At 64.5% G+C, this 14520-nt stretch carries 17 protein-coding genes; 14 read left to right on the top strand and 3 right to left on the bottom strand.

The window, feature by feature from the left end; genetic code table 11:
• Positions 1 to 153 precede the first annotated feature (153 nt).
• From deoC to VK98_RS19840, 13 genes are all read left to right on the top strand, one after another.
• Positions 154 to 921, top strand: coding sequence for a deoxyribose-phosphate aldolase (gene deoC / locus VK98_RS19900; protein ID WP_048415691.1), 768 nt, complete (start codon positions 154 to 156; stop codon positions 919 to 921).
• 214 nt (positions 922 to 1135) lie between these two features.
• Positions 1136 to 2461 (top strand): thymidine phosphorylase, encoded by a 1326-nt coding sequence (deoA, locus tag VK98_RS19895; protein ID WP_048415690.1) that lies wholly within the window; start codon positions 1136 to 1138, stop codon positions 2459 to 2461.
• 15 nt (positions 2462 to 2476) lie between these two features.
• Complete coding sequence (locus VK98_RS19890) at positions 2477 to 3691, top strand: phosphopentomutase (RefSeq protein WP_048415689.1); 1215 nt, start codon at positions 2477 to 2479, stop codon at positions 3689 to 3691.
• Positions 3692 to 3763: 72 nt separating this feature from the next.
• A complete protein-coding gene (gene deoD, locus VK98_RS19885; RefSeq protein WP_048415688.1) occupies positions 3764 to 4474 on the top strand; it encodes a purine-nucleoside phosphorylase in 711 nt (236 codons plus the stop codon).
• A 498-nt stretch (positions 4475 to 4972) separates the two neighbouring features.
• Positions 4973 to 5401: a 50S ribosomal protein L13 gene (gene rplM / locus VK98_RS19880; protein ID WP_019102901.1), complete on the top strand. Its 429-nt coding sequence runs from the start codon at positions 4973 to 4975 to the stop codon at positions 5399 to 5401.
• Positions 5402 to 5416: 15 nt separating this feature from the next.
• Positions 5417 to 5809 (top strand): 30S ribosomal protein S9, encoded by a 393-nt coding sequence (gene rpsI, locus VK98_RS19875; protein WP_019102900.1) that lies wholly within the window; start codon positions 5417 to 5419, stop codon positions 5807 to 5809.
• Positions 5810 to 5963: 154 nt separating this feature from the next.
• A complete protein-coding gene (gene argC / locus VK98_RS19870; RefSeq protein ID WP_048415687.1) occupies positions 5964 to 6992 on the top strand; it encodes an N-acetyl-gamma-glutamyl-phosphate reductase in 1029 nt (342 codons plus the stop codon).
• 218 nt (positions 6993 to 7210) lie between these two features.
• Complete coding sequence (erpA, locus tag VK98_RS19865; protein ID WP_197083112.1) at positions 7211 to 7543, top strand: iron-sulfur cluster insertion protein ErpA; 333 nt, start codon at positions 7211 to 7213, stop codon at positions 7541 to 7543.
• A 62-nt stretch (positions 7544 to 7605) separates the two neighbouring features.
• Positions 7606 to 8454, top strand: coding sequence for a CheR family methyltransferase (locus VK98_RS19860; RefSeq protein ID WP_048415685.1), 849 nt, complete (start codon positions 7606 to 7608; stop codon positions 8452 to 8454).
• A gap of 67 nt (positions 8455 to 8521) precedes the next feature.
• Complete coding sequence (locus VK98_RS19855; protein WP_048415684.1) at positions 8522 to 9778, top strand: D-amino acid dehydrogenase; 1257 nt, start codon at positions 8522 to 8524, stop codon at positions 9776 to 9778.
• 115 nt (positions 9779 to 9893) lie between these two features.
• Positions 9894 to 11102: a formate-dependent phosphoribosylglycinamide formyltransferase gene (purT, locus tag VK98_RS19850; protein WP_048415683.1), complete on the top strand. Its 1209-nt coding sequence runs from the start codon at positions 9894 to 9896 to the stop codon at positions 11100 to 11102.
• Complete coding sequence (locus VK98_RS19845) at positions 11099 to 11491, top strand: group II truncated hemoglobin (protein ID WP_231589331.1); 393 nt, start codon at positions 11099 to 11101, stop codon at positions 11489 to 11491. Before purT ends, VK98_RS19845 begins: the two co-directional genes overlap by 4 nt.
• 74 nt (positions 11492 to 11565) lie before the next feature.
• The gene (locus tag VK98_RS19840) at positions 11566 to 11856 is read left to right on the top strand and encodes a hypothetical protein (RefSeq protein ID WP_156187979.1); all 291 of its coding nucleotides are present in this window, start codon (positions 11566 to 11568) and stop codon (positions 11854 to 11856) included.
• A 26-nt stretch (positions 11857 to 11882) separates the two neighbouring features.
• Here VK98_RS19840 and VK98_RS19835 read toward each other — a convergent pair whose 3' ends face one another.
• Together VK98_RS19835 and VK98_RS19830 are read right to left on the bottom strand one after the other, a co-directional pair.
• Complete coding sequence (locus VK98_RS19835; RefSeq protein ID WP_048415681.1) at positions 11883 to 12308, bottom strand: PaaI family thioesterase; 426 nt, start codon at positions 12306 to 12308, stop codon at positions 11883 to 11885.
• A gap of 73 nt (positions 12309 to 12381) precedes the next feature.
• The gene (locus tag VK98_RS19830) at positions 12382 to 12741 is read right to left on the bottom strand and encodes a dihydroneopterin aldolase (protein WP_048415680.1); all 360 of its coding nucleotides are present in this window, start codon (positions 12739 to 12741) and stop codon (positions 12382 to 12384) included.
• Between the two features lie 73 nt (positions 12742 to 12814).
• Between VK98_RS19830 and plsY the strand changes: the two genes are divergently transcribed.
• Positions 12815 to 13444 carry a glycerol-3-phosphate 1-O-acyltransferase PlsY gene (plsY, locus tag VK98_RS19825; RefSeq protein ID WP_048415679.1) on the top strand — a complete coding sequence of 210 codons (630 nt, stop codon included), beginning with the start codon at positions 12815 to 12817 and terminating at the stop codon, positions 13442 to 13444.
• Between the two features lie 63 nt (positions 13445 to 13507).
• On the opposite strand, the gene VK98_RS19820 is transcribed toward plsY, so the two are convergent.
• Positions 13508 to 14467 carry a histone deacetylase family protein gene (locus VK98_RS19820; RefSeq protein WP_231589330.1) on the bottom strand — a complete coding sequence of 320 codons (960 nt, stop codon included), beginning with the start codon at positions 14465 to 14467 and terminating at the stop codon, positions 13508 to 13510.
• Between the last annotated feature and the right edge of the window lie 53 nt (positions 14468 to 14520).

The raw sequence follows: 14520 nt of genomic DNA, 5'->3' as shown, positions 1-14520 counted from the left end.
TTTGCGTTGGCACAAGTTCACCGTCGCTGTGCATTGCTTTGACTTAAAGAAATTTTCATAATGGTTTTTTTGCGTCGCCGCCGGCCGGCGACGCGGAGGCTTTGGAACGCTGGGCGAGGCCCGGCCGTTCAATTTTGAAAGGTTTGCTAGCTCATGTCCGAACTGATCGCCGCGGCGCGCCGCGCCCTGTCCCTGATGGATCTCACCACGCTGAACGACGACGACACTAACGACAAGGTCGCCGCGCTGTGCCGCAAGGCCAAGAGCGAAGCCGGCACCGTGGCCGCGGTCTGCGTGTATCCGCGCTTCGTGCCCATCGCCAAGAAAACCTTGCGCGAGGCCGGCTGCCCCGAGGTCAAAGTGGCCACCGTCACCAACTTCCCGGCCGGCGACGAGGACATCGCCGTCGCGGTGGCGGAAACCCGCGCCGCGATCGCCTACGGCGCGGACGAGGTGGACGTGGTGTTCCCGTATCGCGCGCTGATGGCGGGCAACCGCGAGGTGGGCGCGCAACTGGTGGCGGCTTGCAAGGACGCCTGCGAGGGCAAGACGCTGAAAGTCATCATCGAAAGCGGCGAGCTGAAGGACGAGGCGCTGATCCGCGAGGCCAGCCTGATCTCCATCCAGGCCGGCGCCGACTTCATCAAGACTTCCACCGGCAAGGTGCCGGTGAACGCCACGCTGGAAGCGGCCGGCGTGATGCTGTCCGCCATCCGCGAAACCGGCGGCGCTTGCGGCTTCAAGGCCGCCGGCGGCGTGCGCACCGCGGCCGAGGCGGCGGAATACCTGGAGCTGGCCGAGCATCTGCTGGGCGCGGGCTGGGTGAGCGCCGAGCGCTTCCGTTTCGGCGCGTCCGGCCTGTTGGGCAATTTGCAGGCGGAAATCGAAGGGGGCGAGGTCAAGCCGATTAGCGGCTACTGATCGTTCGCTGTTTCATCGCCGCTGACAAAACCCCTGATGCCGCGTTGCACCGACTTGTCGTACTTTAGTACTGCCTGCGTCGGTGCGCCTTGCCTCAGGTGCGCTAAGCGGTTTTGTTAGCGGCTCTTAATTCTTGGCCGTGGCCCGGGTCCCGGCCATTATTTATTGCTCGCGGCGCGTTTCGCCGCGGCAGGCGCAAGGCAGGGAGAATGCCATGTTTTTGCCTCAGGAAATCATTCGCAAGAAACGCGACGGCCAGGCGCTGTCGCAACAGGACATCCAGCAGTTCGTCGCCGGCATCACCGACGGCAGCGTGGCGGACAGCCAAATCTCCGCGCTGACCATGGCGGTGTACTTCAACGGCATGGCTTTGGAGGAAAACGTGCACATGGCGCTGGCGATGCGCGACTCCGGCCGCCGCATGCAGTGGAGCGACCTCAATCTGCCCGGCCCGGTGGTGGACAAGCATTCCACCGGCGGCGTCGGCGACGTGGTGTCGCTGATGCTGGGGCCGATGGTGGCCGCCTGCGGCGGTTTCGTGCCGATGATTTCCGGCCGCGGCCTGGGCCATACCGGCGGCACGCTGGACAAGCTGTCGGCGATTCCCGGCTACAATCCCTTCCCCAGCCCGGACGAGTTCCGCCGCGTGGTCAAGGAAGTGGGCGTGGCCATCATCGGCCAGACCTCGGACCTGGCGCCGGCCGACCGCCGCGTCTACGCGGTGCGCGACGTGACCGCGACGGTGGAGTCGGTGGCGATGATCACCGCCTCGATTCTGTCCAAGAAACTGGCCGCCGGCCTGGATGCGCTGGTGATGGACGTGAAGGCCGGCACCGGCGCCTTCATGCCGACGATGGAGAAATCCGTGGAGCTGGCCGAGCGCATCGTCAAGGTGGGCAACGGCGCCGGCGTGGCCACCAGCGCGCTGATCACCGAGATGAGCCAGCCCTTGGCCTGGACCGCCGGCAACAGCATTGAAACCCGCGAAGCGGTGCGTTACCTGAAGGGCGACGAGCGCAATCCGCGGCTGCATGAAGTCACCATGGCGCTGTGCGCCGAGATGCTGGTGGTGGGCAAGCTGGCCAAGGACGAGGCCGAGGCGCGCGACAAGCTGCAAACCGCGCTGGACTCCGGCCGCGCCGCCGAGATCTTCGGCCGCATGGTGGCCGCGCTGGGCGGCCCCGCCGACTTCATGGAGAACTATGATTCCCATATGGCGGCCGCGCCCATCGTGCGTCCGGTGCTGGCCGAGCGCGCCGGCTTCGTCGGCGGCATGGACACCCGCGGCATCGGCATGGCGGTGTGCGCGCTGGGCGGCGGACGCCGCCTGCCCAGCGACGAGCTGGACTTCCGCGTCGGCCTGTCCCGCTTCGTCGAGCTGGGCCAGCGCATCGACGCCGGCGCGCCGCTGGCTTACATTCACGCGGCGGACGAAAACAGCTTCGCCGACGCGGAGCGCCGCCTGAAGGCGGCGATCCAACTGGCAGACGCGGCACCTTCCGCGCTGCCGCTGGTCTATCAGAAGATTCGCCAGCAGTAATCCCGGAGCGGCAATATGAAACGAGCCATCATTCTGATTCTGGACTCGCTGGGCATCGGCGCCGCCGCCGACGCCCCGCAGTTTGGCGACGCCGGCAGCAACACGCTGGGCCACATCGCCATGGAGGCGGCCGCCGGCCGCGCCAACGTCGGCCGTAGCGGCGCGCTGACGCTGCCCAATCTGTCCCGCATGGGCCTGGGCCACGCCTGCCGGCTGTCTTCCGGCTATTTCCCGGAAGGCATGGACCCGGCCGAGCCGGCGGCGGCCTACGGCTACGCCCGCGAGCTGTCCAGCGGCAAGGACACGCCGTCCGGCCACTGGGAAATCGCCGGCGTGCCGGTCTTGTTCGACTGGGGCTATTTCAGCGACCACGACAACAGCTTCCCGCCAGAACTGCTGGACGCCATCGTGGCCAAGGCGGAGCTGCCCGGCTATCTGGGCAACTGCCACGCCTCCGGCACCGAGATCCTGGACCGGCTGGGCGAGGAGCACATGAAGAGCGGCAAGCCCATCTTCTACACCTCGGCGGACTCGGTGTTCCAGATCGCCTGTCATGAAGAGACGTTCGGGCTGGAGCGGCTGTACCAATTGTGCAAGATCACCCGCGAGCTGCTGGAGCCGTACAATATCGGCCGCGTGATCGCGCGGCCCTTCGTCGGCGAAGGCAAGGGCCAGTTCGTGCGCACCGGCAACCGCAAGGACCTGGCGGTGGAGCCGCCGGCGACGACGGTGCTGGAAAAGCTGGCCAAGGCCGGCGGCGACGTGGTGTCCATCGGCAAGATCGCCGACATCTACGCCCATGTCGGCATCACCCACAAGCACAAGGCCACCGGCTTCGACCAGCTGTGGGACGCCACCCTGGGCGCGATGCGCGACCATGAGGAGCGGCCGGCCATCATCATGGCCAACTTCGTCGACTTCGACTCCAGCTACGGCCACCGCCGCGACACCGCCGGCTACGCCCGCGCGCTGGAGGAGTTCGACGCGCGGCTGCCGGAGGTGATGGCGGCGCTGGGCGACGACGATATCCTGATCCTGTCCGCCGATCACGGCTGCGATCCCACCTGGGAAGGCACGGACCATACCCGCGAACACATCCCGGTGCTGTGCTACGGCAAGAAGGTGCCGGCCGGTTCGCTGGGCGAGCGCGCCACTTTCGCCGACATCGGCCAGACCGTGGCGGCGCATCTGGGCCTGAGCCCTATGGATTACGGTCAGTCCTTCTTGTGAGGCGGGATTGAACGACGTTTACGCCCCGGCGCCTGCGCGCCGGGGCTCTTTTGAATCTGGAGACTAAAGACGATGGCGACACCGCATATCAACGCCCAGCCGGGCGATTTTGCCGAAACCGTGTTGATGCCCGGCGATCCGCTGCGCGCCAAAATGATCGCGGAAACCTTCCTGGAAGACGCCAAGCTGGTGACCACGGTGCGCAATGTATTCGGCTACACCGGCACCTACCAGGGCAAGCGCCTGTCGGTGATGGCCCACGGCATGGGCATTCCGTCCGCCAGCATCTACACCACCGAGCTGATCAAGGACTACGGCGTCAAGAACATCATCCGCATCGGCTCCTGCGGCGCGGTGACGCCCGACATCAAGCTGCGCGAACTGTTCGTCGCCATGGGCGCGTCCACCGACAGCAAGGTCAACCGCATGCGCTTCAACGACCACGACTACGCCGCCATCGCCGATTACGGCCTGCTGCGCACGGTGGTGGACGCCGCGGCGGAGCAGGGCAAGCCGGTGACGGTGGGCAATGTGTTCTCCGCCGACCTGTTCTACGGCGTGCAGCCGAATATGCTGGAAGTGCTGGACAAGATGCAGGTCAAGGTCATCGAGATGGAACTGGCCGGCATCTACAGCGTGGCCGCGCAATACGGCGCGCGCGCGGTGGGCATTCTGACCGTGTCGGACATCATCCCCACCGGCGAGGCCACCAGCGCCGAAGAGCGTCAGACCACCTTCCGCGACATGATGGAAGTGGCTCTGGCCGCGGCGATCAAGCTGTAAGCGTCCGCGGATTGTCGGACAGCGCGGCGGGGCCTGGGGCCCCGCCACCGCGCGGGCCAGCGGCAAAAGCGGCGCAAAAAACGATGCGGCCCCAAAGTTGTCTTGCAGTGCGATGGCGATTTTGTCCTTGATTTAACAGGGTCTTTCGCCGCATGTGACGTAAAAAGCCACGTTTTATAGTGCAATGCACAAAAAGCCTTGCAATGAAGCAAGTCTATGCAGATAATGAAACCTGCATCAGGACGTGGCATGCAAAGTGTGCGTTTTGGTGTTGTCTCCTCCATCCTCCTTCTTTAGGTGGAACTTGGCGCAACAAAGCAAGACGTTGCGCTTTTTTTTGTCCCGCCGCCGCCAAACTCCCCATTCCGCCTGCATTTTCCCCTCTGCGCGAGCATCGCCGCCCGGTCGCCGGATTTCTGTTGTCTCACAAGGGTTTGACAGCCGGATCGGGGCTGTAATAGAATCCGTAACTTTCAAGAATTACGATGGAAGAGTTCCATGAAGACCTTTTCTGCCAAGCCGCATGAGGTTAAACGCGACTGGTTTGTGGTCGATGCCAACGACAAGGTTTTGGGCCGCCTCGCCGCTGAGATCGCCCGTCGCCTGCGTGGCAAGCACAAGCCGGAATACACCCCGCACGTAGATACCGGCGATTTCATCGTCGTGGTCAACGTCGAGAAGCTGCGCGTTACCGGTGCCAAGGCACAAGACAAAAAGTACTACCGTCACTCCGGCTACCCGGGTGGTATCTACGAGCGCAGCTTCACCGAACTGCAAGACAAGTTCCCGGAGCGCGTTCTGGAAAAAGCCGTAAAAGGCATGCTGCCGAAGGGCCCGCTGGGTTACGCCATGATCAAGAAACTCAAGGTGTACTCCGGTTCCGAGCATCCGCACACTGCTCAACAGCCGAAAGTGCTGGAAATCTGATTTTAAGGCGTAGAAATGAACGGTAAATACTACTACGGCACCGGCCGTCGCAAGAGCTCCGTTGCTCGCGTGTTCATGCAAAAGGGCTCGGGCCAGATCATCGTCAACGGCAAGCCGGTTGATGAATATTTCGCTCGTGAAACCGGTCGCATGGTAATCCGCCAGCCGCTGGCACTGACCGAGAACCTCGAATCCTTCGACATCAAGGTGAATGTTGTCGGCGGCGGCGAAACCGGCCAAGCCGGCGCGATCCGTCACGGCATCACCCGCGCTCTGATCGACTTCGACACCGCTCTGAAGCCGGCTCTGTCCGCTGCTGGTTACGTGACCCGCGACGCTCGTGAAGTTGAGCGTAAAAAAGTCGGCCTGCGCAAAGCTCGCCGCGCCAAGCAGTTCTCCAAGCGTTAATTCGCCGGATTCTGTTTTCAAGAAAACCGCCTGCTTCGTCAGGCGGTTTTTCTTTGCCCGTCGTTTTCCCGCTTTCCCCCTTTCGTATTGCAAGGCAGCATCGCAGTGCCTACACTGTCGTTTTTGCGACGCGGTTTTATATAAAGGAATGGGCATGATCAAGGTGGGAATCGTCGGGGGCACCGGCTACACGGGTGTCGAACTGCTGCGTTTGCTGGCCGGCCATCCGTCGGCGCGCGTGAGCGCGGTCACCTCGCGCAAGGAAGCCGGCATGAAGGTGGCCGACATGTTTCCCAGCTTGCGAGGCCGCATCGATCTGGCCTTCTCCACTCCCGACCAAGCCCGGCTGCAGGACTGCGATGTGGTGTTTTTCGCCACACCCAACGGCATTGCGATGAATGAGGCGCGCGAACTGCTGGCCGCCGGGGTGCGGGTAGTGGATCTGGCCGCCGATTACCGGATCCAGGACGTCGCCGAATGGGAAAAATGGTACGGCATGAGCCACGGTTCGCCGGATTTGGTGGCCGAAGCGGTGTACGGCTTGCCGGAAATCAATCGCGAGGCCATCCGCGGCGCGCGGCTGGTGGCGAACCCGGGTTGCTATCCGACCGCGGTGCAACTGGGTTTTCTGCCTTTGATCGAAGCCGGAGCGGTGGAGCTGTCCAGCCTGATCGCCGACTGCAAGTCCGGCGTGTCCGGCGCCGGACGCAAGGCGGAGGTGGGCGCCTTGCTGGCCGAGGCCGGGGATTCCTTTAAAGCTTACGGCGTGGCCGGCCACCGCCATCTGCCGGAAATCCGCCAGGGCCTGGGCCGGGCGGCCGCGCAGCCGGTGGGCCTGACCTTTGTCCCGCATCTGACGCCGATGATACGCGGCATTCACGCCACGCTGTACGCGCGCTTGAAGGCGGACGTCGACGTGCAGGCGCTGTTCGAGCGCCGTTACGCCGGCGAAGCCTTCGTCGACGTGTTGCCGGCCGGCAGCCATCCGGAGACGCGTTCGGTGCGCGGCGCCAACGTCTGCCGCATCGCCGCGCACAGGCCGCAGGGCGGCGAGGTGGTGGTGGTGTTGTCGGTGATAGACAATCTGGTCAAGGGCGCTGCCGGCCAGGCGGTGCAGAACATGAACCTGATGTTCGGGCTGCCGGAGCGGGCCGGTCTGGACATCGTTCCCTTGCTGCCTTGAGACAGCCGCGCATGCGCGGAAAGAACTAGTTCGCTTGAAGACTCGCCATCGGCCCCAATATCCGACTAAAATAGTGGGTGAATGCCGCTCTGCCGGCTTTAGAAGGGGTTTGAGAAACCGCAGCGCGCACGCAGCCAGGCCGCTAGCGGACCGTTGGCGGGTTCTCAAGGCCCCGGAACTGAATTGCGAGGTTTGACATGACTACTGCTGCAACTGAAATGCCGTCCCCGATCAACTTCAGCGCAAGCGCTTGTTCCAAGGTGCAGGAGCTGATCGCCGAGGAAGGCAATCCCGATCTGAAACTGCGCGTCTTCGTTACCGGCGGCGGCTGCTCCGGCTTCCAGTACGGTTTCACATTTGACGAAATCGCAAATGAAGACGATACCGCTATAGAGAGACAAGGCGTGACCTTCCTGGTGGATCCGATGAGCTACCAGTACCTGGTCGGCGCTGAAATCGATTATCAGGAAAGCCTGGAGGGCTCCCAGTTCGTGATCCGCAATCCGAACGCCACCACCACCTGCGGTTGTGGTTCGTCGTTCTCGGTGTGATCCGGACGCGGTAGAATACAGGCTCGGGCTTTTGCCCGGGCCTTTTTTATGGGGACAACAAAATGAATAAGCTGCCACCCGTCGTCTTGCCGAAGATCGAATTCACCCGTGAATTCGCGTTTAGCGATGCCGACTTCGAACGCATTCGCAAACTGATCTACAAGGAAGCGGGCATTTCGTTGAACCCGTCGAAGAAAGACATGGTTTACGGCCGCCTGGTGCGTCGCATCCGCGAGCTGAAGCTGCCCGGCTTCGCCGCCTACGTCGACTTCCTGGAGTCGATCAGCGGCAAGCGCGAGTTCGAACAGTTCGTCAACGCGCTGACCACCAATCTGACTTTCTTCTTCCGCGAAGAGCACCATTTCCCGCTGCTGGCCGAGCATCTGAAGAAGAAGGGGAGCGGCGGAGAGCTGGCGATCTGGTGCGCGGCCTCGTCCACCGGCGAAGAGCCGTATTCGCTGGCGATCACCGCCTTGGAGGCGGTGCCGGGCGCGCGCATCAGCGTGCTGGCCACCGATCTGGACACCAGCGTGCTGGAAACCGGACGCAAGGGCATTTACGCCGCGGACAAGGTGGCGCGCCTGCCGCCGGGCTACGCCGCCAAATACTTCGACAAGCAGCCGGACGGCAGCTTCCAGGCCAAGGCCCAGCTGCGCAATATGATCACCTTCCAGCGCTTGAATCTGGTGGAGACGAACTGGTCGGTCAAGCGCCAGTTCGACGCCATTTTCTGCCGCAACGTAATGATTTATTTCGATCGCGATACCCAGTTCGGCGTGCTCAAGCGTTTTGCGCCGCTGTTGAAGCCGGACGGCCTGCTATTCGTCGGCCATTCCGAGAATTTCTATTTCGCGTCGGATTATTTCCATCTGCGCGGCAAGACGGTTTACGAGCACGCGAAGAAGCCATAAGGGTGGATCGCGGCTGGTAAAGCCAATGGGCAAGCGGGTCTTGCCCATTGGCTTTTGTGGAGAGTCGATGCGAGTAGTTGTGTTGGGCGCCGGCGTCATCGGCGTGTCCACCGCCTGGTTTTTGGCGGAGAAGGGCCACCAAGTGGTGGTGGTGGACCGCGCCAGCGGCGCGGCGAGAGAAACCAGTTTCGCCAACGGCGGCCAGATTTCGGTCAGCCAGTCCGAGCCTTGGGCCAATCCGCGCGCGCCGTGGCGGGTGTTGCGCTGGCTGCTGCGCGACGACGCGCCCTTGCTGTTCCGGCCGCGGCTGGACACGCGGCAATGGCGCTGGGGCCTGGATTTCCTGCGCGAATGCCTGCCTGGGCGCAGCGAGCGCAATATGCGCCAGATGGTGGCGCTGGGCCTGTACAGCCGCGATACGCTGCGCGGTTTGCGCCAGGAGCTGGGCATAGACTACCAGCAGTTGCAGCGGGGCATCCTGACCCTGCTGTTCTCCGACGCCGAACTGGCCCAGGCCCGCGCGGGCTGCGCGCAGCTGCGAAAGCTGGGCGTGGAGAAAAGCCTGCTGACGCCGTTGCAGGCGCTGGAGCGGGAGCCGGCCCTGGCGCGCATCCTGCCCGAACTGAGCGGCGCCTGCTGGAGCCCGGACGACGAATCCGGCAATGTGCATCTGTTCACCGTCGCGCTGGCCCAGGCCTGCGCGCTGCGCGGGGTGGAGTTCCGCTTCCAGACCCGGATCAACGCCTTGGAGCGCGTGGACGACGCGGTGAGCGGGGTGTCGGTCACCACCGCCGACGGCGCGTACGAGCGCATCGAGGCCGACGCCTACGTATTGGCGCTGGGCGCTTATTCCCCGTTGCTGGCGGCGCAGGCCGGCTTGCGCCTGCCGGTGTATCCGGCCAAAGGCTATTCCGCCACGCTGCCGATTCTGGACGCCGCCGCCGCGCCGCTGACCAGCATTACCGACGAAGCCCACAAGGTGGTGGTGTCGCGGCTGGGCGACGAGCTGCGCATCGCCGGCACCGCCGAGCTGTCCGGCTATTCCACGCATTTGGAGCCGCGGCGTTGCGATTTGCTGCTGCAGCGCGGCCGCGCCTTGTTCGGCGACGCCTGCGACTGGGAGCGCGCGCGTTTCTGGAGCGGCCTGAGGCCGGCCACGCCGGGCAATGTGCCGCTGATCGGCCCCAGCCGGCTGCGGCGCTTGTATCTGAACACCGGTCACGGGACCTTGGGCTGGACCGAGGGCGCCGGTTCCGGCCGCGCGCTGGCGGAGATCGTCAACGGCGACACGCCGGCGCTGGATTTCGCGTTCTGCCGCGCTTGAGCGATAGGTTGAACTGAAGCGAGCCGATGCCCGGCGCATGGTAAAATCGCGCCGATTCGGATTCCCATCGTCCGCCGTCGGCGGGCCAAGCCATTCATTTCCAGGAAAAATCGTCATGCGTATCGGAACGCCGCAAAGTCGCAGTGCCGTCAGGGTGATGTTGTTGGGCAGCGGGGAGCTGGGCAAGGAGGTGGTAATCGCCTTGCAGCGGCTGGGCGTGGAAACCATCGCCGTGGACCGCTACGCCGGCGCGCCGGCGATGCAGGTGGCCCACGCCAGCCACGTGATCGACATGTCGGACGCCGCGGCCTTGCGCCGGCTGGTGGAGCAGCTGCGGCCGCATCTGATCGTGCCGGAGATCGAGGCCATCGCCACCGAAGAATTGCTGCGCATCGAGGCGGACGGCCTGGCCGAGGTGATTCCCACCGCGCGCGCCGCCCATCTGACGATGAACCGCGAAGGCATCCGCCGGCTGGCGGCGGAAGAGCTGGGCCTGCCCACTTCGCCGTACGCGTTCGCGTCCAGTCTGGAAGCGCTGCAAGCCGCCATCGACGACGGCATCGGCTACCCCTGCCTGGTGAAGCCGGTGATGTCGTCCAGCGGCAAGGGCCAGTCGCTGCTGCGCGGGCCGGAGGACGTGGCCAAGGCCTGGCAATACGCCGCCAGCAGCGGCCGGGTGGACAAGGGCAGGGTGATCGTCGAGGGCTTCATCGATTTCGATTACGAAATCACCCAGTTGACCGTGCGCGCGGCGGACGGCGCGGGCGGCATCGCCACGCATTTCTGCGCGCCGGTCGGCCATCTGCAGCGCAGCGGCGATTACGTGGAGAGCTGGCAGCCGCAGCCGATGAGCGAGCTGGCCTTGCTGCGCGCGCGCGAAGTGTCCAAGGCGGTGACCGACGCGCTGGGCGGCCGCGGCCTGTTCGGCGTCGAGCTGTTCGTCAAGGGCGATCAGGTATGGTTCTCCGAAGTGAGTCCGCGGCCGCACGACACCGGCCTGGTGACGCTGGCGACCCAGCGCTGGTCCGAGTTCGAACTGCACGCGCGCGCCATCCTGGGCCTGCCGGTGGACGCGACGATGTTCAGCGCCGGCGCGTCGGCGGTGATCTACGGCGGCCTGGACGAGGCCGGCATCGTTTTCGACGGCGTGGACGAGGCCCTGCGGGTGCCGGGCGCGGACCTGCGTCTGTTCGGCAAGCCGGAAAGTTATTTGAAGCGCCGCATGGGCGTGGCCCTGGCCACGGCGGAGACGGTGGAACAGGCTCGCGAGCGGGCCAGAACAGCGGCCGCGCTGGTGCGGCCGACGACGGGGAATGAAGCGTGAGCGATGAAGTGCGGGAAATGACGCCCTATCAATTATTGGGCGGCGAAGGCGTGGTGCGTTGGTTGAGCGACCGTTTTTACGACATCATGGACAGCGATCCGGCGGTCAAGCCGCTGCGCGACATGCATCCGCAGGACCTGGCCGGCTCGCGCCAGAAGCTGTTCATGTTCCTGTCCGGTTGGCTGGGCGGCCCGTCTTTATACATGGAGGCCTTCGGCCATCCGCGGCTGCGCATGCGCCATATGCCGTTCGCGGTGGACGAGGCGGCGCGCGATCAGTGGATGTCCTGCATGCGCCGCGCGGTGGACGAGCTGGTGGCCGAGGATTGGCTGAAGCAAAAGCTGATCGAGGCCTTCCACAACACCGCCGACTTCATGCGCAATCAATAAAAAACTTGCGGCCGGCGCGCCAATGTCCATGATGAGAGAAGGTTCTCGCATTTCATCCGGCGGAGATGGAGCGCATGGCATGCAAGCTGTTGATGTTGTGGCTGGGACTGGCGGTGTGCGCGGGCGCCATGGCGACGTGTTTGCCGCAAGCCTGGGCTTGCGCCTCTCCGGCCGACGCGGGGGCCAAAGCCCTTCCTCGGGACGTCGACAGGGACATCACCCTAGGCGGGCTGCGCTTTGAGCGCGAAGCGGTCAGCAACCGCCTGTCCTTGTCCCCGGTGCTGGACCTGAACAAGCAAGCGCAACTGTCCTTGCGTTTGACGCCCAAGCAGTTCGGCCTGCGCTTGAAAGTGAACACCGACTGAGACCGGGCGCAAGGCCCGGCGCCGCTTCAGCTCCCGGGCGGAGGCGGAATCGAATAGGTGCCGGTGACGTGGGCCACCGGCTCTTCCAGCCCCGCAGACAGCAGCAAGACTTCCCCCACCGCCAGCCGTTTGCCCAGCTTCAGGATGCGGCCTTCCGCGATCACGTCCGCCGGCGGCGGCTTGCGCAGGAAGTTGATGTTGAGGCTGGTGGTCACCGCCAGTTCCACTCGACCTATCATGCCCAGCACCACCGCGTACAGCGTGGCGTCGGCCAGCGCCATCAAGGCGGGCCCGGCTATGGTGCCGCCCGGCCGGATCAGGTCCGGGTTGAAATGCATGCGCAGCACCGCGCCGCCGTCGGCGATGGATTCGGTCCGGATGCCGAACAGGCGGACCAGGGGCAGCTCCTGATCGATCAGGCTCTGGAATTCCGGGACGGATAGGCGAGGCATGGGGCGCTCCGGCGCTGTGACCTTGACATCATCGAGCGCCGGGGCGCGGGCGTCAATGCCCGGCGGCTTGGGCTCAGCGCGGGCGGTGGCCGCGTTCGATCAGCACGCCGACGCGTTTGACGCCGGGCAGGATGCCCAGCTTGGTGACCGAGACGCGGGCCCAGGGCGCGCCGAAGTCCTCGCGGATCACCTTGGCGATGTATTCCGCCAGCGCCTCCAGCAGCAGGAAGTGCTGCTCCGACAGCGCCTTGCGCAGCCGCTCCACCACCACGCCGTAGTGTATGGTGTCGCCGATATTGTCGCTGTGACAGGGCGCTTCGCTGGGAATGCCGATTTCCAGGTCGATTTCAATGGTTTGCGGGGCTTTCCGCTCCCATTCGTAGACACCGATAATGGTGTCGGCGCGCACTTCGCGCAGGAATATGATGTCCATCAGTTTGTCTGGGAGTTGGGGTTTGCCGCCCGATACCGTAAAATCCGAAGCCTTCTATTCTAATGGATACACCATGACCACGACAGCTTTTGCCTTTGTTGTTGCGGCCTACCTGATCGGCTCGCTCTCTTTCGCGGTGATTGTCAGCAAGGCCATGGGCATGGCCGACCCGCGCAGTTACGGTTCCGGCAACCCCGGCGCCACCAATGTGCTGCGCAGCGGCAAGAAGCTGGCGGCGGCGCTGACCTTGCTCGGCGACGGGGTCAAGGGCTGGGTGGCGGTGGCGCTGACCGCCTGGTTCGGACCGCAGTACGGGCTGGGCGAGCAGGCGATCGCGATGTCGGCGCTGGCGGTGCTGATCGGCCACATGTGGCCGGTGTTCTTCGGCTTCAAGGGCGGCAAGGGCGTGGCCACCGCGGTGGGCGTGCTGCTGGGCTTCAGCCCGTGGCTGGCGCTGGCGGCGCTGGCCACCTGGCTGTTCGTCGCCTTCGTGCTGAAGATTTCCTCGCTGTCCGCCCTCATCGCCTGCGTGCTGACGCCGGTGTACGCCTATTTCATCGTCGGGCCGCAGAGCGTTTACTTCGGCAGCTGCATCGTCATCGCCATTCTGGTGGTGCATCGCCACAAGTCCAATCTGATCAAGCTCTTGACCGGTCAAGAGGACAAGATAGGCGGCAAGAGCTCGGACAAGAGCTCCTCCTGAGCTTGGCTCCGCCAATGAAAAGGCCGTCGCTTGCGACGGCTTTTTGTTTTGGCGCGGCTCGGATCAGCCGTCGGACAGCACCCGCAGGTGAGCGGCCACGCTGCGGCCCAGCGCAGACAGGTCGTAACCGCCTTCCAGCACCGAGACCACGCGGCCGTCGGCGTAGAGATCGGCGATCTGCATCAGGTGGCGGGTCACCCACTCGTAATCGGCCTCCACCAGCCCCAGCGAACCCATATCGTCTTCGCGGTGCGCGTCGAAGCCGGCGGAGATGAACAGGATCTGCGGCTGGAAGTCATGCAATAGCGGCAGCCAGACCGTCTCCACCGCTTCGCGGAACTCGCGGCCGCCGCTGCCTGCCTTCAGCGGCACATTGTGCATGTTGGGGCCCAGCGGCGCGTCGCCGCAATAGGGGTAGAACGGATGCTGGAAGACGGACACCATCAGCACCCTGGGATCGTCGCGCAGGATTTCCTCGGTGCCGTTGCCGTGATGGACGTCGAAGTCGATCACCGCCACCCGTTCGAACTGATAGTGGGACAGCGCGTGGGTGACGCCGATGGCCAGATTGTTGAAGAAACAGAAGCCCATCGCCTTGCCGCTTTCGGCGTGGTGGCCGGGCGGGCGCACCGCGCAGAAGGCGTTGGGCGCCTTGTCCTCGGCCACCAGCTCCACCGCCTTGACCACGGCGCCGGCGGCGCGCCGCGCGGCTTGCAGCGTGCCGGCGGACATCGCGGTGTCCGGGTCCACGCGAAAAGTGCCTATGCTGGGAGAGCAGGATTCCAGATATTCGAGATAGTGCGGCGGATGCACGCGCGCCAACTGCTGTTCGGTGACTTCCGGCGCTTCGATCTCCTGCAGCCCGTCCAGAATCTGCGAGGCCATCAGCTGGTCGCGGATGGCGATCAGGCGCTCCGGGCATTCCGGGTGGCCCACGCCCATATTGTGCTGCAGACACTCGGGGTGGGTGATGTAGGCGGTGAGCCCTGAGCGTTGCAAGCGATTTTTCAGCCAGGTCAACACGTGCGATTCCTTGTTGCGTACAATGGGCGCGGGATATGTGATATCGATAAATA

Origin of the sequence: Chromobacterium sp. LK11, assembly GCF_001043705.1 — a bacterium.
Lineage (GTDB): Bacteria > Pseudomonadota > Gammaproteobacteria > Burkholderiales > Chromobacteriaceae > Chromobacterium > Chromobacterium alkanivorans.
The sequence above is the reverse complement of the archived record's forward strand: the minus strand, read 5'-3'. Positions and strand labels throughout refer to the sequence as shown.

Bases quoted from the DNA above. Each gene is read 5' to 3' on its own strand.
- deoD (WP_048415688.1), top strand. From the start codon at position 3,764: ATGGCGACACCGCATATCAACGCCCAGCCGGGCGATTTTGCCGAAACC.
- VK98_RS19830 (WP_048415680.1), bottom strand. From the start codon at position 12,741: ATGGACATCATATTCCTGCGCGAAGTGCGCGCCGACACCATTATCGGT.
- VK98_RS19855 (WP_048415684.1), top strand. From the start codon at position 8,522: ATGCGAGTAGTTGTGTTGGGCGCCGGCGTCATCGGCGTGTCCACCGCC.
- deoA (WP_048415690.1), top strand. From the start codon at position 1,136: ATGTTTTTGCCTCAGGAAATCATTCGCAAGAAACGCGACGGCCAGGCG.
- rplM (WP_019102901.1), top strand. From the start codon at position 4,973: ATGAAGACCTTTTCTGCCAAGCCGCATGAGGTTAAACGCGACTGGTTT.
- VK98_RS19840 (WP_156187979.1), top strand. From the start codon at position 11,566: ATGGCATGCAAGCTGTTGATGTTGTGGCTGGGACTGGCGGTGTGCGCG.
- plsY (WP_048415679.1), top strand. From the start codon at position 12,815: ATGACCACGACAGCTTTTGCCTTTGTTGTTGCGGCCTACCTGATCGGC.
- VK98_RS19860 (WP_048415685.1), top strand. From the start codon at position 7,606: ATGAATAAGCTGCCACCCGTCGTCTTGCCGAAGATCGAATTCACCCGT.
- erpA (WP_197083112.1), top strand. From the start codon at position 7,211: ATGCCGTCCCCGATCAACTTCAGCGCAAGCGCTTGTTCCAAGGTGCAG.
- argC (WP_048415687.1), top strand. From the start codon at position 5,964: ATGATCAAGGTGGGAATCGTCGGGGGCACCGGCTACACGGGTGTCGAA.
- deoC (WP_048415691.1), top strand. From the start codon at position 154: ATGTCCGAACTGATCGCCGCGGCGCGCCGCGCCCTGTCCCTGATGGAT.
- VK98_RS19835 (WP_048415681.1), bottom strand. From the start codon at position 12,308: ATGCCTCGCCTATCCGTCCCGGAATTCCAGAGCCTGATCGATCAGGAG.
- rpsI (WP_019102900.1), top strand. From the start codon at position 5,417: ATGAACGGTAAATACTACTACGGCACCGGCCGTCGCAAGAGCTCCGTT.
- purT (WP_048415683.1), top strand. From the start codon at position 9,894: ATGCGTATCGGAACGCCGCAAAGTCGCAGTGCCGTCAGGGTGATGTTG.
- VK98_RS19890 (WP_048415689.1), top strand. From the start codon at position 2,477: ATGAAACGAGCCATCATTCTGATTCTGGACTCGCTGGGCATCGGCGCC.